Source organism: Yoonia sp. 72 (assembly GCF_034652275.1).
In the GTDB taxonomy this organism is placed as follows: domain Bacteria; phylum Pseudomonadota; class Alphaproteobacteria; order Rhodobacterales; family Rhodobacteraceae; genus Yoonia.
In genome coordinates, this window is the sequence record NZ_JAXIWG010000004.1 from 130,251 (window position 1) to 154,611 (window position 24,361).

General features: G+C 60.7%; 28 protein-coding genes. 12 read left to right on the forward strand and 16 right to left on the reverse strand.

All coding sequences use genetic code 11. From position 1 onward, the window contains the following. Positions 1-198: 198 nt before the first annotated feature. From ihfB to trpB, 4 genes are read left to right on the forward strand one after another with little or no spacing between them, the layout of a single operon-like run. Positions 199-480: an integration host factor subunit beta gene (gene ihfB, locus VCK47_RS15735; protein WP_322891550.1), complete on the forward strand. Its 282-nt coding sequence runs from the start codon at positions 199-201 to the stop codon at positions 478-480. A 9-nt stretch (positions 481-489) separates the two neighbouring features. After that, a complete protein-coding gene (locus VCK47_RS15740) occupies positions 490-846 on the forward strand; it encodes a LapA family protein (RefSeq protein ID WP_322891549.1) in 357 nt (118 codons plus the stop codon). Next, positions 846-1,487 (forward strand): phosphoribosylanthranilate isomerase, encoded by a 642-nt coding sequence (locus tag VCK47_RS15745; protein WP_322891548.1) that lies wholly within the window; start codon positions 846-848, stop codon positions 1,485-1,487. Before VCK47_RS15740 ends, VCK47_RS15745 begins: the two co-directional genes overlap by 1 nt. A 60-nt stretch (positions 1,488-1,547) precedes the next feature. Next, positions 1,548-2,774: a tryptophan synthase subunit beta gene (trpB, locus tag VCK47_RS15750; protein WP_322891547.1), complete on the forward strand. Its 1,227-nt coding sequence runs from the start codon at positions 1,548-1,550 to the stop codon at positions 2,772-2,774. 66 nt (positions 2,775-2,840) lie between these two features. Here trpB and VCK47_RS15755 read toward each other — a convergent pair whose 3' ends face one another. The 4 genes from VCK47_RS15755 to VCK47_RS15770 all read right to left on the reverse strand — a co-directional run bounded on the left by VCK47_RS15755 (position 2,841) and on the right by VCK47_RS15770 (position 5,660). Beyond that, positions 2,841-3,218 (reverse strand): DUF2237 domain-containing protein, encoded by a 378-nt coding sequence (locus VCK47_RS15755; RefSeq protein WP_322891546.1) that lies wholly within the window; start codon positions 3,216-3,218, stop codon positions 2,841-2,843. Between the two features lie 4 nt (positions 3,219-3,222). Further along, positions 3,223-4,272: a DUF2332 domain-containing protein gene (locus VCK47_RS15760; protein ID WP_322891545.1), complete on the reverse strand. Its 1,050-nt coding sequence runs from the start codon at positions 4,270-4,272 to the stop codon at positions 3,223-3,225. Beyond that, positions 4,269-4,946 (reverse strand): aminoacyl-tRNA hydrolase, encoded by a 678-nt coding sequence (gene pth, locus VCK47_RS15765; RefSeq protein WP_322891544.1) that lies wholly within the window; start codon positions 4,944-4,946, stop codon positions 4,269-4,271. Before pth ends, VCK47_RS15760 begins: the two co-directional genes overlap by 4 nt. A gap of 96 nt (positions 4,947-5,042) precedes the next feature. Continuing rightward, positions 5,043-5,660 carry a 50S ribosomal protein L25/general stress protein Ctc gene (locus VCK47_RS15770; RefSeq protein ID WP_322891543.1) on the reverse strand — a complete coding sequence of 206 codons (618 nt, stop codon included), beginning with the start codon at positions 5,658-5,660 and terminating at the stop codon, positions 5,043-5,045. A 201-nt stretch (positions 5,661-5,861) separates the two neighbouring features. Between VCK47_RS15770 and VCK47_RS15775 the strand changes: the two genes are divergently transcribed. Next, positions 5,862-7,028 carry an MFS transporter gene (locus tag VCK47_RS15775; protein ID WP_322891542.1) on the forward strand — a complete coding sequence of 389 codons (1,167 nt, stop codon included), beginning with the start codon at positions 5,862-5,864 and terminating at the stop codon, positions 7,026-7,028. An 18-nt stretch (positions 7,029-7,046) separates the two neighbouring features. Here the strand turns inward: VCK47_RS15775 and VCK47_RS15780 are convergent, their stop codons facing one another. From VCK47_RS15780 to trpA, 8 genes are all read right to left on the reverse strand, one after another. Then, on the reverse strand, positions 7,047-7,298 hold the full coding sequence (locus tag VCK47_RS15780) for a hypothetical protein (RefSeq protein ID WP_322891541.1): 252 nt from the start codon (positions 7,296-7,298) through the stop codon (positions 7,047-7,049). Positions 7,299-7,441: 143 nt separating this feature from the next. Beyond that, complete coding sequence (locus tag VCK47_RS15785; RefSeq protein ID WP_322891540.1) at positions 7,442-7,711, reverse strand: hypothetical protein; 270 nt, start codon at positions 7,709-7,711, stop codon at positions 7,442-7,444. Positions 7,712-8,045: 334 nt separating this feature from the next. Then, entirely contained in the window at positions 8,046-8,336 is a 291-nt protein-coding gene (locus VCK47_RS15790) for a hypothetical protein (protein WP_322891539.1), read from the reverse strand. Between the two features lie 221 nt (positions 8,337-8,557). Continuing rightward, positions 8,558-8,785, reverse strand: coding sequence for a hypothetical protein (locus VCK47_RS15795; protein WP_322891538.1), 228 nt, complete (start codon positions 8,783-8,785; stop codon positions 8,558-8,560). A 160-nt stretch (positions 8,786-8,945) separates the two neighbouring features. Beyond that, positions 8,946-9,179, reverse strand: a complete 234-nt coding sequence (locus VCK47_RS15800) for a hypothetical protein (RefSeq protein ID WP_322891537.1) — start codon at positions 9,177-9,179, stop codon at positions 8,946-8,948. A gap of 159 nt (positions 9,180-9,338) precedes the next feature. Next, a complete protein-coding gene (locus tag VCK47_RS15805; protein ID WP_322891536.1) occupies positions 9,339-9,563 on the reverse strand; it encodes a hypothetical protein in 225 nt (74 codons plus the stop codon). A gap of 186 nt (positions 9,564-9,749) precedes the next feature. Beyond that, positions 9,750-10,913 (reverse strand): alpha-hydroxy acid oxidase, encoded by a 1,164-nt coding sequence (locus VCK47_RS15810; protein WP_322891535.1) that lies wholly within the window; start codon positions 10,911-10,913, stop codon positions 9,750-9,752. A gap of 57 nt (positions 10,914-10,970) precedes the next feature. Then, complete coding sequence (trpA, locus tag VCK47_RS15815; RefSeq protein WP_322891534.1) at positions 10,971-11,762, reverse strand: tryptophan synthase subunit alpha; 792 nt, start codon at positions 11,760-11,762, stop codon at positions 10,971-10,973. A 127-nt stretch (positions 11,763-11,889) separates the two neighbouring features. On the opposite strand from trpA, the gene VCK47_RS15820 reads away from it, so the two are divergent. The 3 genes from VCK47_RS15820 to VCK47_RS15830 all read left to right on the forward strand — a co-directional run bounded on the left by VCK47_RS15820 (position 11,890) and on the right by VCK47_RS15830 (position 15,607). Further along, positions 11,890-13,470, forward strand: a complete 1,581-nt coding sequence (locus VCK47_RS15820) for a sulfatase-like hydrolase/transferase (RefSeq protein ID WP_322891533.1) — start codon at positions 11,890-11,892, stop codon at positions 13,468-13,470. A 68-nt stretch (positions 13,471-13,538) separates the two neighbouring features. Beyond that, on the forward strand, positions 13,539-14,636 hold the full coding sequence (ychF, locus tag VCK47_RS15825; protein ID WP_322891532.1) for a redox-regulated ATPase YchF: 1,098 nt from the start codon (positions 13,539-13,541) through the stop codon (positions 14,634-14,636). Then, positions 14,633-15,607, forward strand: coding sequence for a glycosyltransferase family 8 protein (locus tag VCK47_RS15830; RefSeq protein ID WP_322891531.1), 975 nt, complete (start codon positions 14,633-14,635; stop codon positions 15,605-15,607). Before ychF ends, VCK47_RS15830 begins: the two co-directional genes overlap by 4 nt. 9 nt (positions 15,608-15,616) lie before the next feature. Here VCK47_RS15830 and VCK47_RS15835 read toward each other — a convergent pair whose 3' ends face one another. The 3 genes from VCK47_RS15835 to VCK47_RS15845 are packed head-to-tail and all read right to left on the reverse strand — an operon-like array spanning position 15,617 to position 18,545. After that, positions 15,617-16,735, reverse strand: a complete 1,119-nt coding sequence (locus VCK47_RS15835; protein WP_322891530.1) for a hypothetical protein — start codon at positions 16,733-16,735, stop codon at positions 15,617-15,619. 3 nt (positions 16,736-16,738) lie between these two features. Next, positions 16,739-17,521, reverse strand: a complete 783-nt coding sequence (locus tag VCK47_RS15840) for a glycosyltransferase family 25 protein (protein WP_322891529.1) — start codon at positions 17,519-17,521, stop codon at positions 16,739-16,741. Continuing rightward, on the reverse strand, positions 17,514-18,545 hold the full coding sequence (locus tag VCK47_RS15845) for an N-acetylneuraminate synthase family protein (RefSeq protein ID WP_322891528.1): 1,032 nt from the start codon (positions 18,543-18,545) through the stop codon (positions 17,514-17,516). The genes VCK47_RS15840 and VCK47_RS15845 overlap by 8 nt, the downstream gene beginning before the upstream one ends. 127 nt (positions 18,546-18,672) lie before the next feature. Between VCK47_RS15845 and VCK47_RS15850 the strand changes: the two genes are divergently transcribed. Beyond that, a complete protein-coding gene (locus VCK47_RS15850) occupies positions 18,673-19,380 on the forward strand; it encodes a tyrosine-protein phosphatase (RefSeq protein ID WP_322891527.1) in 708 nt (235 codons plus the stop codon). Positions 19,381-19,482: 102 nt separating this feature from the next. Here the strand turns inward: VCK47_RS15850 and VCK47_RS15855 are convergent, their stop codons facing one another. Then, positions 19,483-20,187: an acylneuraminate cytidylyltransferase family protein gene (locus VCK47_RS15855; RefSeq protein ID WP_322891526.1), complete on the reverse strand. Its 705-nt coding sequence runs from the start codon at positions 20,185-20,187 to the stop codon at positions 19,483-19,485. 316 nt (positions 20,188-20,503) lie between these two features. Between VCK47_RS15855 and VCK47_RS15860 the strand changes: the two genes are divergently transcribed. The 3 genes from VCK47_RS15860 to VCK47_RS15870 all read left to right on the forward strand — a co-directional run bounded on the left by VCK47_RS15860 (position 20,504) and on the right by VCK47_RS15870 (position 24,334). Then, the gene (locus VCK47_RS15860) at positions 20,504-22,060 is read left to right on the forward strand and encodes a phosphate ABC transporter substrate-binding/OmpA family protein (RefSeq protein ID WP_322891525.1); all 1,557 of its coding nucleotides are present in this window, start codon (positions 20,504-20,506) and stop codon (positions 22,058-22,060) included. Positions 22,061-22,148: 88 nt separating this feature from the next. Beyond that, a complete protein-coding gene (locus VCK47_RS15865; protein WP_322891524.1) occupies positions 22,149-23,183 on the forward strand; it encodes a hypothetical protein in 1,035 nt (344 codons plus the stop codon). Positions 23,184-23,206: 23 nt separating this feature from the next. Beyond that, entirely contained in the window at positions 23,207-24,334 is a 1,128-nt protein-coding gene (locus VCK47_RS15870; protein WP_322891523.1) for a TRAP transporter substrate-binding protein, read from the forward strand. Positions 24,335-24,361: the final 27 nt, after the last annotated feature.

Here is a 24,361-nt window from a genome sequence, read left to right on the forward strand (position 1 = left end):
GAGACCGTTTGCTGCGATGCGGCACAGCGGATGCTGCAACGCCGTGGCGGAAAACCGCCAAACTTCCCTGTAAATTCAGGCGCTTTGCGGCAAAAAACTGCAAAACCGACGAAAGCCGTGCTTTCCGTATCCGGTCTTTGTTTCTATAGTTTGGGGCATCGCGTCTGTCTGCGTACTGCCAAACCAAAGGATGCTGCCATGATCCGCTCGGAACTGATCCAGAAAATTGCCGATGAAAATCCGCATCTTTACCAGCGGGACGTCGAAAAGATCGTCAACACCATCTTTGACCGGATCACAGATGCGATGGCGCAGGGCAACCGCGTCGAATTGCGCGGCTTCGGCGCGTTCTCTGTGAAAAAGCGCGATCCCCGTCTGGGCCGCAACCCGCGCACTGGCGAAGCGGTCGAAGTCGATGAAAAACACGTGCCGTTCTTCAAGACGGGCAAACTGCTGCGCGACCGTCTGAACGGTCAGTAAGAGGGTCCGATGAAGACTATCCGCTATGCCTTTTGGGCCATCGTTGCGCTTTGCCTGATTCTGATCGGGCTGGCCAACCGCGACCCCGTGACTGTCCGCGCCATGCCCGCATGGCTCAGCGATCTGCTGGGGATTGCGCCCGATGTGACACTGCCCCTGTTCGTGGTGATCTTCATCGGCGTGGGCGCGGGTCTTGCCATCGGGTTCCTCTGGGAATGGGTGCGCGAATACCGCATCCGCGCCGATGCCCGCGCCAAATCCCGCGAGGTCGAGGCGCTGCGGCAGGAACTGCAACAGATGCGCACCGCCTCGGTTGGGGCGAAATCGGATGATGACGTGCTGGCGCTGCTGGAAAACACGCGCTGATGTCACTGCAAACACGGGTCAAGATCTGCGGGCTGCGTGATGCGGCGATGCTCGATGCTGCGGTGCAGGCGGGGGCGGCCTATGTCGGGCTGGTGTTTTTTGAAAAATCCCCCCGTAACGTGACTTTGGCGCAGGCGGCTGCCCTTGCCGCTGCTGTGCCTGCGGGTGTGGCCAAGGTCGCGCTGGTGGTGAATGCCGATAACGCGCAGCTGGACGCGCTGCTGGCGCAGGTGCCCGTCGATATCCTGCAACTGCACGGATCAGAGACACCCGCCCGGGTGACCGAGGTCAAGGCGCGCTATGGCCTGCCCGTGATGAAGGCCGTGGGTGTGGCGGGGCCGGATGATCTGGCAGCGCTTGAGACTTACGCGCAGGTGGCGGACCAGCTGCTCGTCGATGCCAAACCGCCCATGGATGCCGATCTGCCCGGTGGCAATGGTCTGGCCTTTGACTGGCGGCTGATCGCGGGGCGGCGCTGGCCGGTGCCGTGGATGCTGGCCGGTGGGCTGACGCCTGCCAATGTGGCCGAAGCTGTGGCACTGACAGGCGCGCGGCAGGTCGATGTGTCCTCTGGCGTCGAATCCGCCCCCGGCGTCAAGAATGCCGCGCTGATTGCGGCGTTTTGTGCCGCCTTGCGTTAGGCGTTTACCTCCCCCGCAAGGGGCGTTAGGTCTGTCCCAACCCAAAACAACAGGTGTCCTATGGCCAACGATCTTTTCAACAGCTTCATGACCGGCCCCGACGAAAAAGGCCGTTTCGGCCAGTTCGGCGGGCGTTTCGTGTCCGAGACCCTGATGCCGCTGATCCTGGAGTTGGAAGAGCAATACGAACATGCCAAGACCGACCCGACCTTCTGGGCGGAAATGCATCATCTGTGGACCCATTACGTCGGTCGCCCCAGCCCACTCTATCATGCCGAACGGCTGACAGCCCATCTGGGCGGTGCGAAGATCTATATGAAACGCGACGAGCTGAACCACACCGGCGCGCATAAGATCAACAACGTGCTGGGCCAGATCATCCTTGCCCGCCGCATGGGCAAAAGCCGGATCATCGCTGAAACCGGCGCGGGCCAGCACGGGGTGGCGACGGCGACCGTCTGTGCGAAATTCGGCCTGAAATGCGTGGTCTACATGGGTGCACATGATGTCGAACGGCAGGCACCCAACGTGTTCCGCATGAAACTGCTGGGGGCAGAGGTGATTCCCGTCACATCCGGCCGTGGCACACTGAAGGATGCGATGAACGATGCCCTGCGAGACTGGGTGACCAATGTGCGCGACACGTTCTATTGCATCGGCACGGTGGCAGGGCCGCACCCTTACCCCGCGATGGTGCGGGATTTCCAAGCCATCATCGGGCAGGAAACCAAGGTCCAGATGCAAGAGGCCGAAGGCCGTCTGCCCGACACGCTGATCGCTGCCATCGGTGGCGGGTCGAATGCGATGGGGCTGTTCTATCCGTTCCTTGACGATAAGGACGTCAATATCATCGGGGTCGAGGCCGGTGGCAAAGGCGTCAATGAAAAGATGGAACATTGCGCGTCACTGACCGGCGGCCGCCCCGGCGTGCTGCATGGCAACCGCACCTATCTGTTGCAGGATGACGTGGGGCAGATCCTCGAAGGGTTCTCGATCTCGGCGGGTCTGGACTATCCCGGCATCGGGCCGGAACATGCGTGGTTGCATGATATCGGCCGCGCGAAATACGTCTCGATCACCGATGTCGAGGCGCTGGAGGCGTTCCAGCTCTGCTGTGCGCTTGAAGGGATCATTCCCGCGCTGGAGCCATCCCACGCGCTGGCCCATGTGATGAAGATCGCACCGGACCTGCCTGCCGACCATCTGCTGGTGATGAACATGTGCGGACGCGGCGACAAGGATATCTTTACCGTGGCCAAGCATCTCGGGTTCGATATGAAGGCCTAACGCCGCACCGGAGGCAGAAAAACTTTTTGCCTCCGGCGGGGATATTTATGCTCGGAAGATGAGGCTTTAGTCGAACGGCAGCGCGTGCTGTCGCAACACATCGATCGGCACGATATCCAGAGCGCGCACATGGGTGGCATGCAGGTTAACCTGTGGCGCGCAGCCTTCCTCATGCGCCTGCAGGAAACGCCCCGCGCACAGGCACCAGCCGTCGCCCGCCTTCAGCCCCGGAAAACCGAATTCGGGGCGCGGCGTGGACAGGTCGTTGCCGACATATTTTGAAAAGGCCAGAAATTCGTCTGTCATCACGGCGCAGACCGTGTGACTGCCGTTGTCCTGTGCGCAGGTGTCGCAGGCACCGTTGCGGAAAAAGCCGGTCATGGGGGCTGTCGAGCAGGTGGCAAGCGCGCTGCCGAGGACGTTGAAGGACGGGTCTTTTTCCAATGGGTCAGTCTTTCTTGGTTGTCTGGTCGGGGGTCCAGTGAACCCACCGTCCGTGAAAATCTGCGCGCCCCAGCGCAAAGGTCAAGTCGCCGGGCCAAAGCCTGAGCGTCAGCGCCGCGCCCGGACCTGCGCCATCGGGTTCCATCCCGAACCACGCAAGCGGCGCATCCTTGCGCGCGGTCTGGCCTGCAGCATGGATCATGGCGGCACCCTGTGCCTGGACGGCGGCGGGGAAATACTGCCAGGCGATGGTCGTATAGACCAGATGGGTCTGCCCTGCGTGATGGTCAAGGCGGTTTGACAGCCAATCGATGGCGTCACCCTTGGCGATGGGCGTGCGCGCATTGGCCATCGCGGCCTGTGTCAGCGCCAGCCGATCAGGCTGATCCGGCCAGAGATAGGCTTGCAGGCGCAAGGTGTCGTCAGGATCGCGCGGATCGAGCGGGTTCAGATCAACGCCTGCGCGCGCGCTGACCTGTGGCCGTGCGGCAGGTGGCAAGGGCCCGGTCCAGTCGGGGGCCAGCGTCAGGGCAGGGGTCGCAGGTCCGAAATGCTGGCCGCCGATCTCCAGCGCGTAATCGTCCCAATGCAGGTTTAGCCCCGCGCTTGCGCCCAGCTCACTGCACCGCAGAGGTAAGGCGTAGCGGTCCGCGAGCCAATGCCCAAGCGCGATCAGGGGGGCGGACCGCCGCACCTCGTTGGTTTGTGGCGGGCTGTCGAGCCAGCGCAGGATGGCGGCCTCTTCGCTGACCAGCACCTTTGCCACTGCCGCCCAAAGGGTCACATCGTCAGTGCAGCGTGGTGGATAGACCTGTGCCAGCGTGGCATTGCCTTGCAAGTGCAGCGCATGCAGCGCGCCCGCCAACCGCAGCGGCACCGACTGGCCGCTGGGTCCAAGATCGCCGGACCAGCCGTAGATGCGGTCTGTGACAGCCCCGTCAGGCCAGCCTTGGGTGGCGCAGAGTCGCATCAGCCGCCCCATGAACGGCGATCCCAGATTGTCGCAGGCCGCCGCTTGCGTGGCAAAAGCCGCGCTGATGGCGGCGGCTGTCACCGGAACTTGTCCATCAGCCGCGCCATGGCGCTGCGGGTGTCGGGTGCGGGGTCCGGTTCCGGCGCAGGGGCCTTGGCCGGTTTGGGCGCGCTGGTGGACGACCGTGGTGGCGCCGTGCGCAGCGCGATGGCGTTCAGGAACCGCGCGCCGTCGCCTGCGACCAGATGCGCGATACCGTCGCTGATGCCACGCATCTCGTCGTCGAGCCAATCCAGATCGGCCTTGGCGAAATCATGCAGCACGTAACCCGGCACGGCATCCTTGTGCCCCGGATGGCCGACGCCCAAGCGCACACGGTCATAGTCCGGCCCGATATGCGCGTGGATCGAGCGCAGGCCGTTATGCCCCGCATGTCCGCCGCCGGTTTTCAGTCGCACTTTGCCGGGGGCAAGGTCGATTTCATCGTGGAACACGACCAGATCGGCAGGTGTCAGCTTGAGATAGCGCATCGCCTCGCCCACGGACTGGCCGGACAGGTTCATGAAGGTTTCGGGCTTCAGCAGCGTGACCTTCTCGGACCCGAACCGGCCTTCGGACATCTGCCCCTGAAACTTGGACCGCCACGGCGAAAAGCCGTGATCGGCTGCGATCCGGTCCATCGCCATAAAGCCGATGTTGTGCCGGTTCTGCGCGTATTTCGCGCCGGGATTGCCAAGGCCTACAAGTAATTTCATGCGGCTAACCTAAAGGGCGTTGCAGTGGCGCGCCAGACCCCGCGCATGAAAAAGGGCACCCCGCAGGGTGCCCCAATTACGTCGCTGCAGGGCCGATTATTCGGCGTCTGCTTCTGCTTCTTCGGCATCGTCGACAGCCAGCAGGCCACGTGGCGCAGAGATATTGGCGATGACAAAGTTCCGGTCGATGACAGGCTTGGCACCTTCGGGCAGGGTGACGTCGCTGATGTGGATGACGTCGCCCATCTGGGCATTCGCCAGATCGACGGTCAGGTGGTCAGGGATATCGCCTGCCAGCACGTCCATCTCGACTTCGTTGCGCACGACGGTCAGAACGCCGCCTTTCTTGATGCCGGGGCATGTGTCGCCGTTGATGAATTCAACGGGGATAAACAGGTTCACGCGGCTGGTGCGCTTGAGGCGCAAAAGGTCGATGTGGATCGGCAGATCCTTGACCACGTCACGCTGCACACCGCGGCAGATCACGCGCACGTCGTCCTGACCTTCAACCTTGAGGTTGAAGAGGGTCGACATGAAACGGCCCTTGCGCAGGGTCGTCAGCAGATAGTTGAAAGGGATGCTGATGGATTGCGGGTCAACGCCGCCACCATAAACAATGCCAGGTACTTCGCCATCACGGCGAGCTTGGCGGGCGGCCCCCTTGCCTGTCCCCGCGCGTACCTTGGCGTTCAGATCAGGAATCTGTCCAGCCATAGTAATAGTCCTTAGGTTATGGGGCCCGCCTCCAAGGGTGTCCGAGCCCGATGAAGCCCGCCCTATAAGGGGGTTTTGCCTGTTTGAAAAGGTGTTTTTGCCGCCCGCGGCATGGGTCTGGACCCATGTGACGCCCTTTGCCGCGACAGGCGCGCGATTTGAAACTTGCTTTGGGAAATTTTGGTCGTCACGCATGGCGCCATGTCTATTCGCAGCGCCTTGATTCTGTCCCGCCGTCCCGCCACCGCCTTTGTCGTCGTGGGCGTTTTCTGGGGCTGTTTTGCCGCCCATGTGCCTGTCATCAAGGCGCAGCTCGGGGCGTCGGATGCGCTGTTCGGCACGCTGCTGTTGGGGTCGGCGACGGGGCTTGTATCCGCGATGTGGCTGGCACCAAAGCTTGACCGCTGGCTGGGCGCGCGGTCGATGCAGGCGGCGATCGCGGCGCTGGCGTTCGCGTGGCTTTTGCCGTCGCAGATCACGCATCCGATGGTCTTTGCGGCCTCGATGGCGCTGGTGGGGCTGGCCTCGGGCCTCTTGGACGTGGTGATGAACGCGCGCGTCAGCGAACTCGAGGCCGCGCATAAACGCCCGCTGATGAACGCCAACCATGCGATGTTTTCGGTCGCTTATGCCTGTGCCGCCCTGATCGTGGGCGTCACGCGCGAGGCGGGGGTGCCGCCTGCGCCCGTCTTTGCGGGTTTTGCGCTGTTTGCGCTATGCCTCATGCCCTTCGTGCGGATGGACGTGACCTATGTCGCGGCCGAGGACGGCTACAAAGGCCGCTATCCGCTCTGGCCGATCCTGCTCTGCGGGGGGATCGTGCTGATCGCTTTCATGTCCGAGGCCACGGTCGAGGCGTGGTCGGCGCTGCATGTCGAACGCACACTGGGGGGCGGGGCTGCCGAAGGCGCATTGGGGCCTGCGATGCTGGGCCTGACGATGGCCTTTGGCCGGTTTTCGGGACAGGCCGTTGCCGAACGCCTGCGCGAGGTCAAGGTCGTCTTTGGCGCGTCGATCCTGTCGGCCAGCGGGGCCGTCATTGCCGCACTCGCGCCGACGCCGGTGGTTGCCTATATCGGTTTCGGCATCCTTGGCTTGGGCGTGTCGGTGATCGGGCCGATGGGGCTGGCGCTGGTGGGCAAGCTGGTGCCGCCGCACCTGCGCACCGAAGCGATCAGCCGGACCGCCGTGATCGGCTTTTCGGGGTTCTTTTTCGCGCCCACGCTGATGGGGCTGATGAGCCATGCGTTCGGGCTGCGGATCGCGTTTCTGGTCGTGGCGGGACTGTTGCTGGCGACCTTGCCGCTGGCGGTGCTGGTGTCGCGGCAAAAGGCGCATGGATCAGCCGCCCCCGTGCCCCAGACCTGAGACCCGAAAGGCGCGCGGTTACTCTGTCTCTGTCGGGTCGAAATCCCGCAGCCTGCGCTGGCTGTCCTCCATCTGCAAAGCTGCGCCGATCAGCAATACCGCCAGCACTCCGATCACCACATAGGTGACCGCGGGCGAAGAGCCTGCGGGGGCCCTGTTGTCCATGACGACGGGCGCGGCCATGACCTGCGCGGGCTGGGTTTCAGCGACTGAGGTGGAGGCAAGAACCGCCAGCAGGGCCGCGGCGAGGGCTGTTTTGACAGGGTGCATACCGTTTCCTTTCACTGCGGATGCTGTGGATTGTCTGCGAGTTTTGCGGCGGTCACGCTGCAATGCAAGAAAAAGCCACGCTGGAAAGCTCCGGCGTGGCTTGGGTGGTCCAGTTCAGTAGCCACGAGGGCGATGACTTGGTACTATTCGAAGGCGATGTCGCAAGCAGTGCAGGTATCTTCGATTTGCCGCGGACGCACGTCTTCCTCATCATCGTCCAGCGACGAAGCGATCAACAGCGCGGCCAGCACGCCCACGACGATGAAGGCGGGGTTGATCGACGATCCGGCGGGCGCTGCTTCTTGTGCCACGACGGGGGCTTCCATGATCTCTGGGGACAGGCCACCGGCCGAGGCGGCGGTGGTGAAGGCGGCCAGCGTCACAGCGGCGGTCAGGGTTGTCAGGATACGCATTTGAATTACTCCGGTAAAATGAAACGGTCAGGTGACAGGGCCGTGGTTAATCCGCAGCCTTGCCGTTACGTTCTGAAAGAAAATGAATCGGTCAATTTGAATTGCACCGTGACCTGCCCAAAAGCGCACGAAAAACCGGCGCTGCGGCAGGTTTACATCGCATTGCAATCAAGGGTGGCGTGCTTGCTGACCCCTGCTACCGTGGGGTTGAGAGGTGTGTCTGCCGTCGGGTATCGCGCGGGTGGTGCGGGTTGCTACGACATAAAAACCGCGCCGGAATATCCGCCGCGGTCAGATTGGGTGTGATGCCTTTATTTCGCGTCAGGCCGAGTGGTTACATGCCTGTTTGCTCAGGGCCGTCCATCGGTGGGAGCAATCCATTGAGCGGAGGATTTGTCGTGCCTTCACCGTCACCATCGCTGCTCGAACTGCTCGAGGCGATCAGCAAGGCCGCTAGAACGCCCACGACGATGAAGGCGGGGTTGATGGACGATCCGGGCGCGGGTGCCGGTTCGGCCGCCACGACGGGGGCTTCCATGATTTCAGGGGACAGGCCACCGGCTGTGGCGGCTGTCGTGAAACCTGCAAGCGCTGTGGCCGCAGTCAGGGTTGTCAGAATACGCATGGGTCATTCTCCTTCATGTCGTTTGCTAGACCTAAGTCGGTTTGCTCCCGTCCGTCGCAGGACCAGTCTTTGCGCTCAAGGCGGGTCAGTCAACAAATTTTGCCCCTGATCGGGCCAGAAAGCCGGTATGCGCCCCGATTGCACGCCGTCCGGCACGAAAAAGCCGCGCCAGATTTCTCTGACGCGGCTTGATAACAATAGGCATTCAGGCGGAATTAGCCTTAGCCGTTAGACTCTTCGTCGTCGTCGTCGTCCAGAGAAGCGGCGATCAGCAGGGCAGCCAGAACGCCGACCACGATGAACGCGGGGTTGATGGACGAACCGGCAGGCGCAGGCTCGACAGCCACAACGGGGGCTTCCATGACTTCGGGGGACAGGCCACCGGCAAAAGCGGTGGTGGAAAGAGCGGCAACAGCAGCGGCTGTCGCAAGGATGTTGGTCATACGCATTTTGAGTGTCCTTGTTTTAAAGTGCTTTGCGATCAGGACCGTTCAAGCGGAACAGCAAAGGCAACCGGTCAGGTCATTCGCTGCGGGGCACAAAAAGGCGTGTCGCTAGGCGGGGTGACGGATGATGCTTTCGACATCACCCGTCGTTTGTCGCCAGTTGTTACTGTGGCGTTGTTTCGTCTTCGTCTTCGTCGTCGTCCAGCGAAGCGGCGATCAGCAGAGCAGCCAGAACACCCACGACGATGAAAGCTGGGTTGATCGAGGAACCGGCAGGCGCAGGCTCAACGGCCACAACGGGGGCTTCCATGACTTCAGGGGACAGGCCGCCAGCGAAAGCGGTGGTGGACAGGGCGGCAACAGCGGCGGCTGTCGCAAGGATGTTGGTCATACGCATTTTGAGTTTCCTTGTTGTAAAGTACTGCTTTGCGATCAGGACCGTTCAAGCGGGACAGCAAAGGCAACCAATCAAGTCACTCGCTGCGGGCAAAAATGGTCGTGTCGCTACGCGGAATGACGGATGATGCGTTCGACATCATCCGTCGCTTGTCTGAATTCAGACCTGTGGTTCGACTTCGTCTTCGTCGTCGTCCAGCGAAGCGGCGATCAGCAGGGCAGCCAGAACGCCAACCACGATGAACGCGGGGTTGATCGAGGAACCGGCAGGCGCAGGCTCAACGGCCACAACGGGGGCTTCCATGACTTCGGGGGACAGGCCACCAGCAAAAGCGGTGGTGGACAGGGCGGCAACAGCGGCGGCTGTCGCAAGTACGTTGGTCATACGCATATCATTATTCCTCGCTTATGGTTTACGATCTGACGACCGGGTCGCCTTGCGGCGGCCCCGACGATCACGTCAGCCATATGCGAGATTTGGTCGCGGTCAATCAATTCATGTTATGCCGACGATAGAAAAGCGGCAAACGATGCAAATTCCCCACGGTTGTAGGGGCTTTCGCGCCGTCGCCTACATCCATGCGCCTTCGAAATCTTTTGGCACCAGCAGGATATCGCGGTCCACATCATTGATGTCCCGCCGCCCGCACAGCGCCATCGTGGTGTCCAGTTCCTTGTGGATCACCTGGAGCGCTTTGGTCACACCGGCCTCGCCCATGGCCCCCAGCCCATTGATATAGGCGCGCCCGATGTACGTGCCTTTCGCGCCAAGCGCGAGCGCTTTCAGCACATCCTGCCCCGACCTTATGCCGCTGTCGAAATGCACTTCGACCTTGTCGCCGACAGCATCGAGGATCGCAGGCAGCGCGCGGATCGACGACAGTGCGCCGTCGAGCTGCCGCCCGCCATGGTTTGACACGACAATCGCATCTGCACCCAGCGCCGCGGCCTTGCGCGCATCGTCGGCGTCAAGGATACCTTTCAGGATCACCTTCCCACCCCACATCTTCATCAGTTGCGCCACACGGTCCCAGTCAAGCGCGTGGTCAAACGCCTCTGCTGTCCATGACGACAGCGATGACGGGTCCGACACACCTTTCGCATGGCCCACGATATTGCCGAAGAACCGGCGTTTGGTCTGGAGCATCTCGATGCCCCAGCCCCATTTGGTGGCAAGGTCAACCATGCTGGCAACGGTGAATTTCGGCGGCGCGGACAGGCCGTTTTTCAGGTCCTTGTGCCGCTGGCCCAGAATTTGCAGATCCAGCGTGATAACGATGGCCGAACAGCCCGCCGCGCGGGCGCGGTCGAACAAGCGCTGCATGAAATCGTCGTCTTTCAGGGTATAGACCTGAAACCAGAACGGTTTGGTTGTGTTCTCGGCCACATCCTCGATCGAGCAAATCGACATGGTGGACAGGGTGAACGGCACGCCGAATTTCTCGGCTGCTTTGGCGGCTTTGATCTCTCCATCTGCGCATTGCATCCCCGTCAATCCGACAGGGGCAAGGGCCACCGGCATCGCCACATCCTGCCCGATCATCTGGCTTTGTGTCGTCCGGTTGGTCATATCCACCGCGATTCGCTGGCGCAGGCGGATCAGGTCGAAATCGGAGGTGTTTTCGCGGAACGTCTGTTCGGTCCAAGACCCGCTTTCGGCGTAGTCATAGAACATCTTGGGTGTGCGCCGTTTGTGCAGGCGCTTGAGGTCGGCGATGGTGGTGATGACAGGCATGGCTTTTCCCCGGATTGGTAAAGATACATTACCGATCCGGAGAGGTGTTGCAATGGCTCAGGCGGCGTGGGTGCCCTGCGCGAGTTCGGCCACAAAAGCCAGCACATCGGCGACACTGTCACCCCGCGCAATGCGGTCCACGATGGCCGATCCCACGACCGCGCCATCCGCGACCTGCGCGACAGCACGCGCAGCCTCGGCCGTCTTGATGCCGAAGCCGACGATCACGGGCAGGTCGGTTTTCGCCTTGATCCGCGCCACTTCCGGCGCCACTTCGGTCGTCTGTACTGCGGCGGTGCCGGTGATGCCGGTCATCGAGACGTAATAGACGAAACCGGATGTGTTTTCCAAAACCTTGGGCAAGCGTTTGTCATCGGTCGTGGGCGTGGCCAGCCGGATGAAATTGATGCCCGCCTTTTGCGCGGGAATGCAAAGCTCGTCGTCTTCCTCGGGCGGCAGATCGACGATAATCAGTCCGTCGATCCCGGCGGCCACGGCATCTCCCAGAAACTGGTCCACACCGCGCGAATAGATCGGGTTGTAATAACCCATCATCACGATGGGTGTGGTGTTGTCCGTCTGCCGCAGCGCACGTGCATAATCGAGCGTCTTTTCCAGCGTCTGGCCCGCCGCCAGCGCGCGCTGGCCTGCCAGCTGGATCGTTTCGCCATCGGCCATCGGGTCGGTGAACGGCATCCCCAGTTCGATGATATCGACACCGGCGGCAGGCAGACCTTTGACGATCTCCAGCCCCGTGGCGTAATCGGGATCGCCCGCCATCACATAAGCGACAAAGGCTTTGCGCCCCTCGGTCCGCAACTGCTTGAATTTGGCATCGATTCTGGTCATATCCACCCCCGTGTGTCTTTGCAGAACGTGTGGGGCACATGGGAGCAAAGATCAATGGGATCTTGCCAGTCCCGGATGTTTTTCAAACTGCCCGTAGCAAGAAGCATAAACTTTATTAGGATCAAAATTGCAGAAAATAAAGTATATTGCCGTTGTTATCGCACTCTTTTCCCTTGCGATGTGTGGGGTGGCTTTGATCATGATGCCGACTCTTGTCGCTGCCGATCTAATAATCAGTATGGCCGTCATCATGTTGGTGGCAGTCGTTCTTGCACGGGAAAAGATCGTCAGAAAACCAAGCAAATTGATCATTTTTTCTATTTTCCTTGGTTTGATATCGATCCCTCTTGTGACCATCGTTCGCGTCTTTGGGAGCTTCGATGTACTTTCGTTGGTCTTTCACACGCAATTTGGGGTGGAAGGGACCACGTTGCGCGGATTTGAACTCGAAATCTTCGCCTCCGTTTTCGCAGTATTTGCGATTATTCTCTCCGGATACGTACTGGGTAGTATAAGCGGTCTTCCACGATTTTTTGCAATTGTTTCGTTTGCTGTCTTGCTCACCTTTAACCCGGCGCTTCGTTTTGCATGGGCCTACGCACTTCATCCGGAGATTGAAAGCGATCTCCAGTTTGCTCTTCGAGAGCCCGAAGTCAAACTGGAACCTGAAATTCGCCCTGATATAATTTATATTTACTTGGAGGGTTTAGAGCGTGCTTATGGAAGGCAAGATATCTTTGGCGATATCTATGCTCCATTGAACGAGTATGCCGATAAAGGTGTCACCTTTTCGAATGTCCGCCAAATACGCGGTACTGGCTGGTCGCTTGCGGGTATTGTAGCAACCAAATGTGGTTTGCCGCTTGTTCCGAATGGGTTGCGAAACAGATATGGGTTTCAACAGCAGTTCGAATTTTTGGGTGACCACTTGTGCCTCAGCACGTTGACACACCGGTTGAACTATCAAAATGCTTTTGTATTTGGCGGTGTGCAGGCTTTTGGTGGTATGGATCATTTTTTAAGGACGCATAGCATTTTTGATGTCACGGATTACGCAGCTATGGAAAGCCAATATCCAGCGGCTGTTTTTCGCGATGCACGTTCCGGCCCTATTCTGGATGATGCACTGGTGTTTGATGCAGCTACTCGGGTCTATGATCGACTTATTGGGTCAGACCAGCCAATACTACTCACAGTCGAAACATATGGGCCTCACGGAAAAACATCGCTGCTGTCGGGTGATTGCACCGCTTCCGGCCAAGCAGAGACTACAAGTGATGTTGTCGCGGCAATAAAATGCACGTTACAAAGCACACAGGTCTTTCTGGATCATGTGATTGCAACCCGCGGTGATCGACCAACTGTCGTGGTTCTGTTGTCGGACCATTTGAACCATGACCCTGCACTGCGCAGCTATTTCTCTATTGAAGAGCGCGAGAACACATTCATTATTTTTGGGGTCGGTTATGAGCCGGCGTTCGCTTCGGCAGGTATGGTGGTTGATCGCCTTGCCAGCATGGTGGACGTCTATCCGACGGTTTTGGCTTTTGCCGGATTGGCCGATCCGGACGTACAGGCGGGTTTGGGGCGGTCATTGTTTGGCGAAGCACCGACCGTGATTGAAGAAAAGGGCCACCAGCGATTGGATCGCGAATTATTCCCGAACCCGGGACTCAGCGCTGCGGTGTGGGGCGCCACGCCAGAATGACCCGACAAATGCTTGCAGCCCCGCATGTAGCCCCCTAGAAGCGCGCAAGGATCAAAGGAGAGACGGGCATGGGTTTCAAGATGGGGATTGTCGGTCTGCCGAATGTCGGCAAATCGACGCTGTTCAACGCGCTGACGAAAACAGCGGCCGCACAGGCTGCGAATTTTCCGTTCTGCACCATCGAGCCTAACGTGGGTGATGTCGCCGTGCCCGATGCGCGGCTGGACAAGCTCGCCGCGATTGCCGGATCAAAGCAGATCATCCCCACGCGCATGACCTTCGTCGATATCGCAGGCCTTGTGAAAGGGGCCTCCAAAGGCGAGGGTTTGGGCAACCAGTTTCTTGCCAATATCCGCGAATGTGACGCCATCGCCCATGTACTGCGCTGTTTCGAGGATGACGACATCACCCATGTCGAAGGTCGCGTTGACCCCGTCGAGGATGCCGCCACGATTGAAACCGAACTGATGCTGGCGGATCTCGAAAGCATCGAACGCCGTCTGGCGAACCTGACCCGCAAGGTCAAAGGCGGCGACAAGGATGCCGTGCAACAGGTCCGCCTGCTGGAAGCCGCGCAAAAGGCGCTGGAAGACGGCAAGCCCGCGCGCACCGTGCCCGTCGATGCCGAGGATGCAAAAGCATGGCGTCTGCTACAACTGCTGACCACCAAGCCCGTGCTTTACGTCTGCAACGTCGAAGAAAGCAGCGCCGGGTCCGGCAACAGCCAATCCGCGCGCGTCGCCGAAATGGCCGCAGCCGAAGGCAATTCATCCGTCGTGATCTCTGCCCGCATCGAGGAAGAAATCAGCCAGTTGGATGCAGATGAGGCCCAGATGTTCCTTGACGAAATGGGGCTGGAGGAACCGGGCCTCGACCGTCTGATCCGCGCGGGTTACGCCCTGCTGCACCTGCAGACCTATTTCACCGTCGGCCCGAAAGAGGCCCGCGCCTGGACGATCAAAGCGGGCACATCCGCGCCGCAGGCCGCCGGCGTGATCCACGGTGACTTTGAGCGCGGCTTCATCCGTGCGGAAACCATCGCCTATGATGATTTTGTCACCCTTGGCGGGGAATTGCCCGCGAAAGAGGCGGGCAAGATGCGCGCGGAAGGCAAGACCTACACCGTCAAGGACGGCGACGTGCTGCATTTCCTGTTCAATACATGACCGATATCCGGGTTATTGCGGAAAATCGTCCTGCCAAATCACGACATGCGGTCGTGTTCTGCTGTGACGAGAACTACCTGCCTTACGCGGCGCTTGCGATCCACACCTTGCTGCGCAACAACCCGGAGCGGGATTATGACATCTGCATCGCGTCGCTGGACGCGCTCGACATGCCGCCTGCGCTGGACGGTCAGGACATCCGGATCTGCCGGATCGATGTGGGTGATTCCTTTGACGGAATGCCGGTGTCAAAACGCCTGACGATTGCCACCTATCTTCGCTTGGCCCTGCCAGAGGCATTTGCCACCGACTACGACCGTATCCTTTATCTGGATTGTGATGTGTTCGTGGCAGGAGAGGCATTAGGCGATGTCTTTACTCTCGACCTTGCAGGGCGACCTGTCGGCGCCTGCATGGATATCACCAAGGCCAAGCATCCGCGCCACCCGACGCCGGACCAAACCGCTGTCGGCATCTCTGGCCCCTATTTCAATGCAGGTGTTTTGCTGATCGATACAGCCGCGTTTCGCGAACAGGCCCTCCGCAGTCAGTGCATCGCCGCTGCCCGCAAGCACGAAGGTGCGCTGTTGCAACTGGATCAGACCTTGCTGAATATCGTTTTGCTGGACAACTGGGCCGAATTGCACCCCGCGTGGAACTGGCAATGGGCGATTGTCAGGCCGATGTTCGATACATTCATCGATCCGCAGATTGTTCACTTTGTGACGGGTGCTAAGCCTTGGTCCGACCCGAACGGCGCCTTGCCGATCCGCTTCCGCGAAACAGCGCGGCGCTTTTTTGCGAAGCATTATCCCGAATTGCCGGTAAGGATCTGCGCTCCGGCAAAGCAGCTCTGGAAACGCAAGGTGGTCCTCCGCCTGCTCAAGCATATCACCCGCTCATTCACTTTCGTGAACGGCTATAATCGCCATGGCGGGGATATCATGAAGGTCAGGTTTCCGCGACGCTGACGCCTGTCGCTAAACAGGTGTCGGAAAAGTCTTATCCAGAAACGTGGATGTTGCCGGATCAATCTTGGTGTGATTTGCCGGTGTTGCATGTCTTGGCGATTTCCAGGACGTGCTGATGCTTTGGCAGTGGTAAAACCCGAACCTCTTGCCTGGTCGGAAGATACGACGGTTGACGTTTTCAAGACTGTGCACTGACCAAGACATGCGCCCGAAAACACTGTCCGGCACAATGCAGTATTTGCTGGCGCACAGCCCCGTGCCTTTATCCGCAAATACATGATCCTTGTGCCGCGACACGTCGGCTGCCGCATTGGCAAACCGCCAATGGCCATGAAACGTCTTGTACTTGGTGAGTGAATTCGCCGTCGCGTCATAGATGCTTTCCCCATCCCGCGAAAAGACAAGTTCATCGACGTCGCATACGAGGACGCCACGCGCCGTGCTGAAAAACCTATCCCTGCAGAGATTCAGGCAGGCTGTCTGAAGGAACTGCGTCAATCCGACGCCGCGGCAACTTTGCGGGGATGGCCCGTACGGAAAGGGCATATCCAAGACGTGCGCCACCTTTATACCGGGAATTGACTGAATTGTCTGCAACAACTCAGCCGTAGAATAGGCAGTGCTGCCGTTATCAGCGATCAGGATTGCATCGGTTCCATGATTGCGCTGATGGGCGAGGCCCCAGTCATGGACCCACCGCAGGTCATCGTTGCGCAACATCGTATATAGGACGTTCCGGCCTGCAAAGATATCCGATCGATTATCATTCACAGAAATCGACGATGACGCTGTCGTCGTAACGACTTCAAGCTGCGAGGGCTTTTGCGGCGCCGTGAAATCAATCTCGTCATACTGTCGAAACCTGCGCCAATGTGCGATGCTGACAGTCTCGCCATCAAGCGCAAAGCGCGATGCTTTCAGCTGCGTGGCAAACCCGATAGGCTTTGGCAGATACAGGCGCAGGACCTTTTCCTGCGGCAGCCAGACACAATCATAGATCAATGTGCTTCTGTCATATCGTTCCCAAAAGTCCTGCGTCTTTACGGTTACTCCGCGCGGCAGCCCGCGGGTGCCGAACGTAGTCTCTGGTGCCAAAAGGCCGGACAGCTGAAAGATGTCGGATGTCATCCCCTAATCGACCTGCCGCCCGTGCGGCCAAATCCGCCCCTTGCGCGCCAGCCACCACGCCCTGCGCAGGTAATTGCCCGCCTTCACCCGGTAATGCGGCAGCCGCCGATACCACGGGAATTTCCGCACCAGCCCGAACTCCGTCCCCGTGATCGCGCTGACCCCACCGTCATCAACATGGGACGAAAACGGCTCCAGCCCGAACTGGCGGAAATCATGGTGGAAAAAGCGGTTCAACTCATGGTCAAACGCGCGGGTCTGCGGCCAGAGGTTCGGCAGCAGCCGCCGCGCGACTTCCTTGTGCAACAGATAGGCCGCATTGCCCGTGAACGGTCCCAGATAGGCATTCAACCGGTAGTGCCCGAGCCGCCCCTGCGACACCGGCAGCTTGGCGCGGATACAGTTGAACCGCAGCGTGTCCCATTGTGCGGCCCCTGCAAGTGCCACATCAAGGCTGTCCAGAAAATCGTCATGGAACACCACGTCGTCTTCAAGAATCAGCGCGACCTTGGCATCCGAGGCGACGAAGGCCTCCCAGACCGCGACATGACTGGCATAGCAGCCCATTTTGCCCGGCAGGATCGCTTGGCCCATGTTGCGCGCATAGGCGGCGGCATCGACCCGTTGGGCCAGCTCTTCGGCGCGGTCCTTGCCATAGATCGCCGGAAATCGCGTGTAAGCCAGCCCCATCGCCTCCAGCTGCCGCTGCATGCCCGCCAGCCTTTCGGCATCGCGGTCCAGATTGATCAGCCAGACCCCCAGATCCGCGCGGGTCAGTTCAGCCATCCAGGTCGGACCATCTGAGCTGGGTGTTGCGGGGCAGGGCGCGCGTGGTCGTGCGGCCCAGCACCTTGTCGAAATCATAGCCCGCAATCTCGCCCGATCCGGGGCGGCGCGCCCAGATGTCGGCCTCTGTGATGACATGGCCCGCGGGCAGGTCCCGGTCCGCCACGACCGAGGCACGCGCGAACCGGTAAACCGGTTCTTCCGCCGCTGTGCGCTGTTTGGGGTTGCGCAGCGCGGTGTGGATCTCGCGCGAGCGGTCGATCAGATAGCGCAACTCGGCGGGGTCCATCGAATTGATGATATCGGGTCCCTTGCGATAGCGGGTGTCGGTGTAATGCCGTTCCAGAATACACGCGCCCAAAGCGACCGAGGCCAGCGCCATATCCGGCCCGATCGAATGGTCCGAAAAGCCGATCACGGCGCGCGGAAAGGCATTGCGCAGGTCGGTCACACCCTGCAACGACACGATCTCGGGCGGGGAAGGATAAAGGTTCGTGCATTCCAGCAGCGCATAATCGATGCCCGCGCCGTCCAGAATGGCGACAGAGGCGCGGATGCTCTCGATGCTCTGCATGCCCGTGGACATGATGACAGGTTTACCCATCCGCGCGATATGGCGGATGAGCGGCAGGTTGTCCGCCTCGCCCGACCCTATCTTGAATGCAGGCACGTCCAGTTCCTGCAGGAAATCCGCTGCCGCCCGCGAAAACGGCGTGGAAATCCAGATCATGCCCAGACTTTCGGTATAGCGCTTCAGCTCCGCTTCCTCGTCCAGCGACAGCGCGCACGCCTCCATCACCTCCCAGATCGAGACATCGGCATTGGGCGGGAAGATCTGCTTGGCTTCCTCGGTCATCTCATCGGCGATGATATGGGTCTGGTGCTTGACCATCTCGCAGCCAGACAAGGCGGCAAGGCGCACCATTTCCTTGGCCACGGCCAGATCGCCGCCGTGGTTGATGCCGATCTCGGCGATCACAAGGGGCGGGTGCTCGGGTCCGATCTTGCGGCCTGCGATGTCCATGACTGTCTCCGGTTCAGGTGTCAGAGGCTTTCTAGGCGGTTTCAAACGGCGGGGCAATTCGTGCGTGGGATTGCAATGCGCGCCCAGTTGGTCCAAGTCAGCCCGACAGCAGCGACCAAGGGCCCGCATGTTTCGCAAATTGCAACAAATGCTCGAGCAAAAGGAACAGCAGTTCCGCAACTCCTTTGGCCATGACATCACCGATCCGGCGGAACGGCGGCGGTCGCAGTGGCATCTGGACTGGCTCGACCACGGCATCCTGCGGCGGCGCTGGCACAATTTCGATCAGGTCGCTCCCGGCGTCTACCGGTCGAACCATCCCAACCACACCCGCTTTGCCGCTTATGCAAAGTCGGGCATCAAGACCGTGCTCAACCTGCGCGGCAAGGCCAAGCAGCCACATTATCTGTTCGAGGTCGAAAGCTGCGAAAATCTCGGGCTGACGCTGGTCAATGTGCAGATGGCCGCCCGCCGTGCGCCCGCCCGCCGCGAATTGCTGGATCTGCTTGATGCTTTCGTGACAATGGAACGCCCCTTTCTGATGCATTGCAAATCGGGTGCCGACCGCACGGGGCTGGCCGCGGCGATCTACCTGTTGGAGCACGAAGGGGCGAGCATCGCGCAGGCGCGGCGGCAGTTGTCCTTTCGCTATGTGCATATCCGGCGGACCAGCACCGGCATCCTCGACCATTTCCTCGACGTCTATGCCGCGCGCGCGGCCGAGGCCCCGATCGGGATCGCCGACTGGATCAGGGACGAATACGACCGCGACGCGCTGACCCAAAGTTTCGCCGAAAAACAGGCCGCGCTCTGGCCGTGGCAGGGCTGGCGCTAGACCCGCGCCCCCAACTTCTTTTTTCCAGAAATACTCAGGGGTGAACCCCGGACCCCGTCCGGGGGAGGGGCATAGCCCCTTTTGCGGCGCAGCCGCACCCCGTCAGCGCAGGCCTTGCGCGATCTGGCGGCCCATCAGGAATTCGATGATCTCCCAATCAAACGGGCTATCCACGTCCAAGCCCCGTTCGACCGGCAACACCAGCGGGATGACGCGGCCCTCGAACAGGCCCGCGGCCGCACGCAGATAATCGGGGCGCAGCACATAGACCAGCCCTACATGGTCATAGACCTGCGGCGCCTGCTGGCGCGCGACCACACCACCGAGCAGTGGCTTGGACACATGCAGCGCGCCTGTCGCGTCGGTCTCCAATATGTTGAAATAGGGGTTCTTGCGGCTTTCCACGCAGGACATGACCATATCGGGCCTTTCGCGCGCAAAAAGGTCCAGCCCTGCCTCGATATCCTGCGGCAAGCGCAGCGGCGAGGTGCAGTCGAGATCGACAAACACATCCGCCGGTCCGGTCTGTTTCTCTACTTCCGCCAATGCATGCTGCCAGACATGCCATTTTGCCGCCGTATCGGTTGCCAGATGCGCCGGCCGCAGCCCGATATCCAGACAGCCGCGCGCCACTGCATGGGCGTGGATTTCCGGCGAATCGGTCGACACGACGACGTGGTCGATGCGGTTGCAGGCGAAAAGCTGATCGAGCGACCAATCAATCAGCGGTTTGCCGTGCAGAAGGCGGAAATTCTTGCCCGGCACGCCCTTGCTGCCCGCGCGCGCGCCGATATGGCCGATAATCATAGTCTTGTTCCTTTCCGGAGATGCGCCGTCTGCCACCGCACATTCCATCTTATCCTGCCAGCTTCCCAATCATGTCACAATGCTGCCTGAATGACAGGGCGGGCAGAGCGGAGGCCGTGTTTGTTTCTCGGAGCTTGGTGCGTAACACGTGGATTCGCGCAAGATAGCGTGCCGCCGTGGGATAACGTACGGTTTGGAAACAATCAGCCAACATGACGCATTTGTATCATCTTTTTGCCCAAATGGCGCTTTAGCGCTTTGCCTCATACGAGTGGCCGGCATCACGCCGGGCCAGCAACAGTACCGAGGCATAGAGATGAGAGAATTCCGACAGAAACTGGCGCTTGCGACCTGCCTGGTTGCAACGCCCCTGATCGCAAATGCGCAGGAAGTCACGATTTCAAGCAAAGACAACGCTGTCACGATCAGCGGGACGCTTGTTTCGTTTGATGACGAAATCTTCGTGCTCGACACCGATATCGGCCAGCTGCGCCTGTCGCGTCTGGCGACCAATTGCGCAGGCGAAGCTTGCCCGCAGATGTCGGTCAATCTTGACCTCAACGTGGCTGTTACCGAGGCGCAGACCGCGTCGCTGTTGCAAGCGCTGGTCAACGGCTTTGCCAGCACACGCAGCCTGTCGGGCCTGTCAGTCCCCGACGATCAAGGCGTTGTGGCCCGCATCGATATGCTCGACACCCAGACCAACAGCGCCGCAGGGGCGGTCAATGTCGCCGTGCGCGATGCCGACGATGCCTTTGTCCAGCTGGTGCAGGACCAGATCGACGTAGCGCTGACCAAGGTGCCCGTGCCTGTGGCCATCGCGCAGACAGTGGTTGCCGCCGGTGGCACCGACTTGCGCGACGTCAGCCGCGAACGGATCGTCGCGCTGGACGCGCTGGTGCCGATCGTACACCCGACCAATTCGGTCCGCTCCGTTTCGCTCGAAGACCTCGCACTGGTGGCCTCTGGCCGGATCACCAACTGGTCGGAACTGGGTGGCGACAATGCCCCGATCCGCATGGTGCTGCCTGCCGAGGGGTCCTCGGTCGATACCGCCTTTTCGGAACTGGTGCTTGATCCCAACCGCGCCCGCGTGCGCGCCAGCGCCGAACGCGTGAACGACGACAGCGACGCCGCCGCTGCGGTCATGGCCGATCCGACCGCCATCGCGATCGCCACCGTGTCCGAGACAGGCAGCGCTGAAGTGCTGCCGATCCGTCAGTCCTGCGGACCGCTGGCCTATGCCACCGATTTCGCGATCAAGGCCGAAGAATACCCGCTCAGCCGTCGTGTCTATGCCTATACGGGCGATGACGATCTGACGAGCACGCAGACTTCTTTCCTCAACTTCATGACATCGCCCGCCGCACAGCCACTGATCCAGAGCGTGGGCTATGTCGACCAGAGCGTCGTGGCCCAGCCGATCAGCCTGCAAGGCACGCGGATGACCTCGGCGATCCTGTCGGCCAGCACCGGTGCGACATTGGCCGCCGTGCAGAACCTGTCGCGTGAACTGGCAACGGCCGAACGTCTGTCGACGACCTTCCGCTTTGCCACCGGCTCTGCCAACCTCGACAACAAGGCGCTGGAAGACGTGCAGCGTATGGTCGATTTCCTCAACAGCCCTGCCGCGCGCAACCGCGACATCCTGATCATCGGCTTCACCGATGACGTGGGCCGTTTCGACCTGAACGAACGTCTGGCGCTGCTGCGTGCAGGCTCGGTGCGCGACGCGCTGGTGACGGCGCTGGGCGGTGATGTGCTGGCGGGGCGGACCTCGGTCGCGTCTTATGGACCGCTGGCACCCGTGGGCTGCAACGACACCGCTGACGGGCGCGAAAGCAACCGCCGCGTGGAAGTGTGGCTGCGCTGATCCGCCAAAGCGACCACATCCCAGATAGAATAATCCTTCGGGTTATGGACAGGGTCCAGCCCGGCAAGCGATCGAAGGAAGATCAACGATGAAACGCAGAACCCTACTCGGCACCGGCTTGGGTGCCATGGTGGTCGCGGGACAGACGGCGCAGGCGCAATCCGCCGTGACCCTGTCTTGTGTCACCGACCGGCCGGATGCGGCCCGTGCGCTTGGTGCGCGTCTGGCAGCAGTCTCAAACGGGACGATCACGGTCTCTGTCACCGAAAGCCCCACAACCGAGGCGGCCGGTTTTCTGGATACCGTGTCCACCGGCGGGTCCGATATGTACCTGTCCGCCACAGAGGCCTTTGTCGGGACAAACCCCGCTTTCGGCATCTTTTCCGCCATGCCCGGCGGCATGAGCCCAAGCGAGCTTGAAGGCTGGATGTCCGCCGGTGACGGCCGCTTCCTGCTGGATCTTCTGGGCGATGAATACGGCGTCAAAGCCTTCATGATCGGCGACGACGGCCCTTTGCCGCTGTGGTCCAAGGCCCCGCTGACCGGCTTGGGTGATCTGACCGGTGCTGCCGCAGGGTCGATCGGGCTGGGTGTGAACGCCATGCGCGTGATGGGTGTCGGCAACGTCGTCGATATCCGCGCCGAAGCTGTCGATCTGGCCAGCCTCGATGTGTTCGAAGGCCTGAGCGTCGCGCAGATGGAGGCCGAAGGCCTGCTTGCGACCTTCCCGCATATGACCACGCCCAACGCCGGACGTCCCTCTGCCGCTATGTCGGTCGGGATCAATCTGGCAACGTGGAATGCGATGTCGGACGCCCAGAAAAGCATCGTGGAGCGTTGCATCATGGCCGAACACGGCATGAACCGCACGATCACCATGCATGACAGCGCCGTGGCCCTGCAGGCCGCAGGCGATGCGATCACCCGCCACGACATGCCCGCCGATATCTGGGACGCGCAGATCGCTGCGGCCAGTCAGGTGATGTCGGACATCTTCGGGTCCGGCAACCTCGGCGCCGATGTGGCTGACGGGTATCTGTTCTTCATCGGCGATGTCGCCGGCTGGAGCGAAATCGGTGAAGCCGCCTTTGTTTCGGCGCGCAAAGGGGCGCTGGCACAATGACACCTGTAGCGAAAGACAAGACCATGCCGAACCAGCCATCCAACCCCAAGGCGATCTCGCGCAGACGCGCCTTGCTGGGCGGCGGCGCAGCCCTGACGGGTGCCGCAGCCCTTGCAACCCCTGCCATCGCGCAGGGTGCCCCCCGGACCCTGCGTCTGGCCTCGTCCTGGCCTGCGGGTCTGGGCGGTCTGGCCGACAGCGCCAAGCGTCTGGCCGAACAGGTCAACATCGCCTCTGACGGGCGCTACAACATCGAGCTTTACTGGCCCGGTGAACTGGTGCCTGCTTTTGGCGTGCATGACGCGGTCGGTTCGGGCGAGGTCGATCTGTACCATTCCGCCGAATATTACTTCCAGAACAAGCACCGCGGCTTCAACTTTTTCACCACCGTGCCTTTGGGGCTGACGACCCCCGAACAGACTGCTTGGACAAAGTTCGGTGGCGGTCAAGAGCTGTGGGACGAGCTGAACGCCGGCTACAACGTCAAGGCCTTCGCCTGCGGCGGCACCGGCATCCAGATGGGTGGCTGGTTCAACAAGGAAATCCTGACAGCGGGCGACTTTGAAGGGTTGATCATGCGTCTGCCCGGCCTTGGGGCGCAAGTTCTGGCCGCGATGGGCGCAACAGCAGTCAACCTGCCCGCCGACGGGATCGTATCTGCCTTGTTCGAAGGCTCGATTGACGCAACCGAATGGGTCGGCCCCTATAACGATCTGCAATTCGGTTTGCAGAAACTGCTGACGACCTACATCTACCCCGGCTTTCACGAGCCCGGCACAATGGCGTCTTTCGGCATGAACCTCGATCTGTGGAACAGCCTTGACGAACAGGACCGCGCCCTGTTCGAAACCATCTGTGATGCGGAACTGACATCGCATACGGCCGATTTCTATGGCAACAACGGGATCGCGCTGGTCCAGTTGCTGGCGGAATCCGGGGTGCAGCCGACACGTCTGCCCGATGATGTCTGGAACGAGCTGTCGCGCGTGTCTTTCGAAGTGACCGCAAGTGTGGCCAACGACGACGACATGGGCCGCCGCATCGTCGAAAGCTATGAAGCCTACCGCACGCTGGTCAACGGCGCAGGCCCGATCAGCCAGACCGAATACTTCGCACGGCGCGGTGCCGTCGATCTGTTCTCTGACGTGTAACGAAAAAGGCCTTGGTGCGGTGGCGCG

What these genes read in the sequence shown, in the direction of transcription:
- ihfB (WP_322891550.1), top strand. Translation starts at nt 199, where the DNA reads ATGATCCGCTCGGAACTGATCCAGAAAATTGCCGATGAAAATCCGCAT.
- VCK47_RS15740 (WP_322891549.1), top strand. Translation starts at nt 490, where the DNA reads ATGAAGACTATCCGCTATGCCTTTTGGGCCATCGTTGCGCTTTGCCTG.
- VCK47_RS15745 (WP_322891548.1), top strand. Translation starts at nt 846, where the DNA reads ATGTCACTGCAAACACGGGTCAAGATCTGCGGGCTGCGTGATGCGGCG.
- trpB (WP_322891547.1), top strand. Translation starts at nt 1,548, where the DNA reads ATGGCCAACGATCTTTTCAACAGCTTCATGACCGGCCCCGACGAAAAA.
- pth (WP_322891544.1), bottom strand. Translation starts at nt 4,946, where the DNA reads ATGAAATTACTTGTAGGCCTTGGCAATCCCGGCGCGAAATACGCGCAG.
- VCK47_RS15770 (WP_322891543.1), bottom strand. Translation starts at nt 5,660, where the DNA reads ATGGCTGGACAGATTCCTGATCTGAACGCCAAGGTACGCGCGGGGACA.
- VCK47_RS15775 (WP_322891542.1), top strand. Translation starts at nt 5,862, where the DNA reads ATGTCTATTCGCAGCGCCTTGATTCTGTCCCGCCGTCCCGCCACCGCC.
- VCK47_RS15780 (WP_322891541.1), bottom strand. Translation starts at nt 7,298, where the DNA reads ATGCACCCTGTCAAAACAGCCCTCGCCGCGGCCCTGCTGGCGGTTCTT.
- VCK47_RS15785 (WP_322891540.1), bottom strand. Translation starts at nt 7,711, where the DNA reads ATGCGTATCCTGACAACCCTGACCGCCGCTGTGACGCTGGCCGCCTTC.
- VCK47_RS15790 (WP_322891539.1), bottom strand. Translation starts at nt 8,336, where the DNA reads ATGCGTATTCTGACAACCCTGACTGCGGCCACAGCGCTTGCAGGTTTC.
- VCK47_RS15795 (WP_322891538.1), bottom strand. Translation starts at nt 8,785, where the DNA reads ATGCGTATGACCAACATCCTTGCGACAGCCGCTGCTGTTGCCGCTCTT.
- VCK47_RS15800 (WP_322891537.1), bottom strand. Translation starts at nt 9,179, where the DNA reads ATGCGTATGACCAACATCCTTGCGACAGCCGCCGCTGTTGCCGCCCTG.
- VCK47_RS15805 (WP_322891536.1), bottom strand. Translation starts at nt 9,563, where the DNA reads ATGACCAACGTACTTGCGACAGCCGCCGCTGTTGCCGCCCTGTCCACC.
- VCK47_RS15810 (WP_322891535.1), bottom strand. Translation starts at nt 10,913, where the DNA reads ATGCCTGTCATCACCACCATCGCCGACCTCAAGCGCCTGCACAAACGG.
- trpA (WP_322891534.1), bottom strand. Translation starts at nt 11,762, where the DNA reads ATGACCAGAATCGATGCCAAATTCAAGCAGTTGCGGACCGAGGGGCGC.
- ychF (WP_322891532.1), top strand. Translation starts at nt 13,539, where the DNA reads ATGGGTTTCAAGATGGGGATTGTCGGTCTGCCGAATGTCGGCAAATCG.
- VCK47_RS15830 (WP_322891531.1), top strand. Translation starts at nt 14,633, where the DNA reads ATGACCGATATCCGGGTTATTGCGGAAAATCGTCCTGCCAAATCACGA.
- VCK47_RS15835 (WP_322891530.1), bottom strand. Translation starts at nt 16,735, where the DNA reads ATGACATCCGACATCTTTCAGCTGTCCGGCCTTTTGGCACCAGAGACT.
- VCK47_RS15840 (WP_322891529.1), bottom strand. Translation starts at nt 17,521, where the DNA reads ATGGCTGAACTGACCCGCGCGGATCTGGGGGTCTGGCTGATCAATCTG.
- VCK47_RS15845 (WP_322891528.1), bottom strand. Translation starts at nt 18,545, where the DNA reads ATGGACATCGCAGGCCGCAAGATCGGACCCGAGCACCCGCCCCTTGTG.
- VCK47_RS15850 (WP_322891527.1), top strand. Translation starts at nt 18,673, where the DNA reads ATGTTTCGCAAATTGCAACAAATGCTCGAGCAAAAGGAACAGCAGTTC.
- VCK47_RS15855 (WP_322891526.1), bottom strand. Translation starts at nt 20,187, where the DNA reads ATGATTATCGGCCATATCGGCGCGCGCGCGGGCAGCAAGGGCGTGCCG.
- VCK47_RS15860 (WP_322891525.1), top strand. Translation starts at nt 20,504, where the DNA reads ATGAGAGAATTCCGACAGAAACTGGCGCTTGCGACCTGCCTGGTTGCA.
- VCK47_RS15865 (WP_322891524.1), top strand. Translation starts at nt 22,149, where the DNA reads ATGAAACGCAGAACCCTACTCGGCACCGGCTTGGGTGCCATGGTGGTC.
- VCK47_RS15870 (WP_322891523.1), top strand. Translation starts at nt 23,207, where the DNA reads ATGCCGAACCAGCCATCCAACCCCAAGGCGATCTCGCGCAGACGCGCC.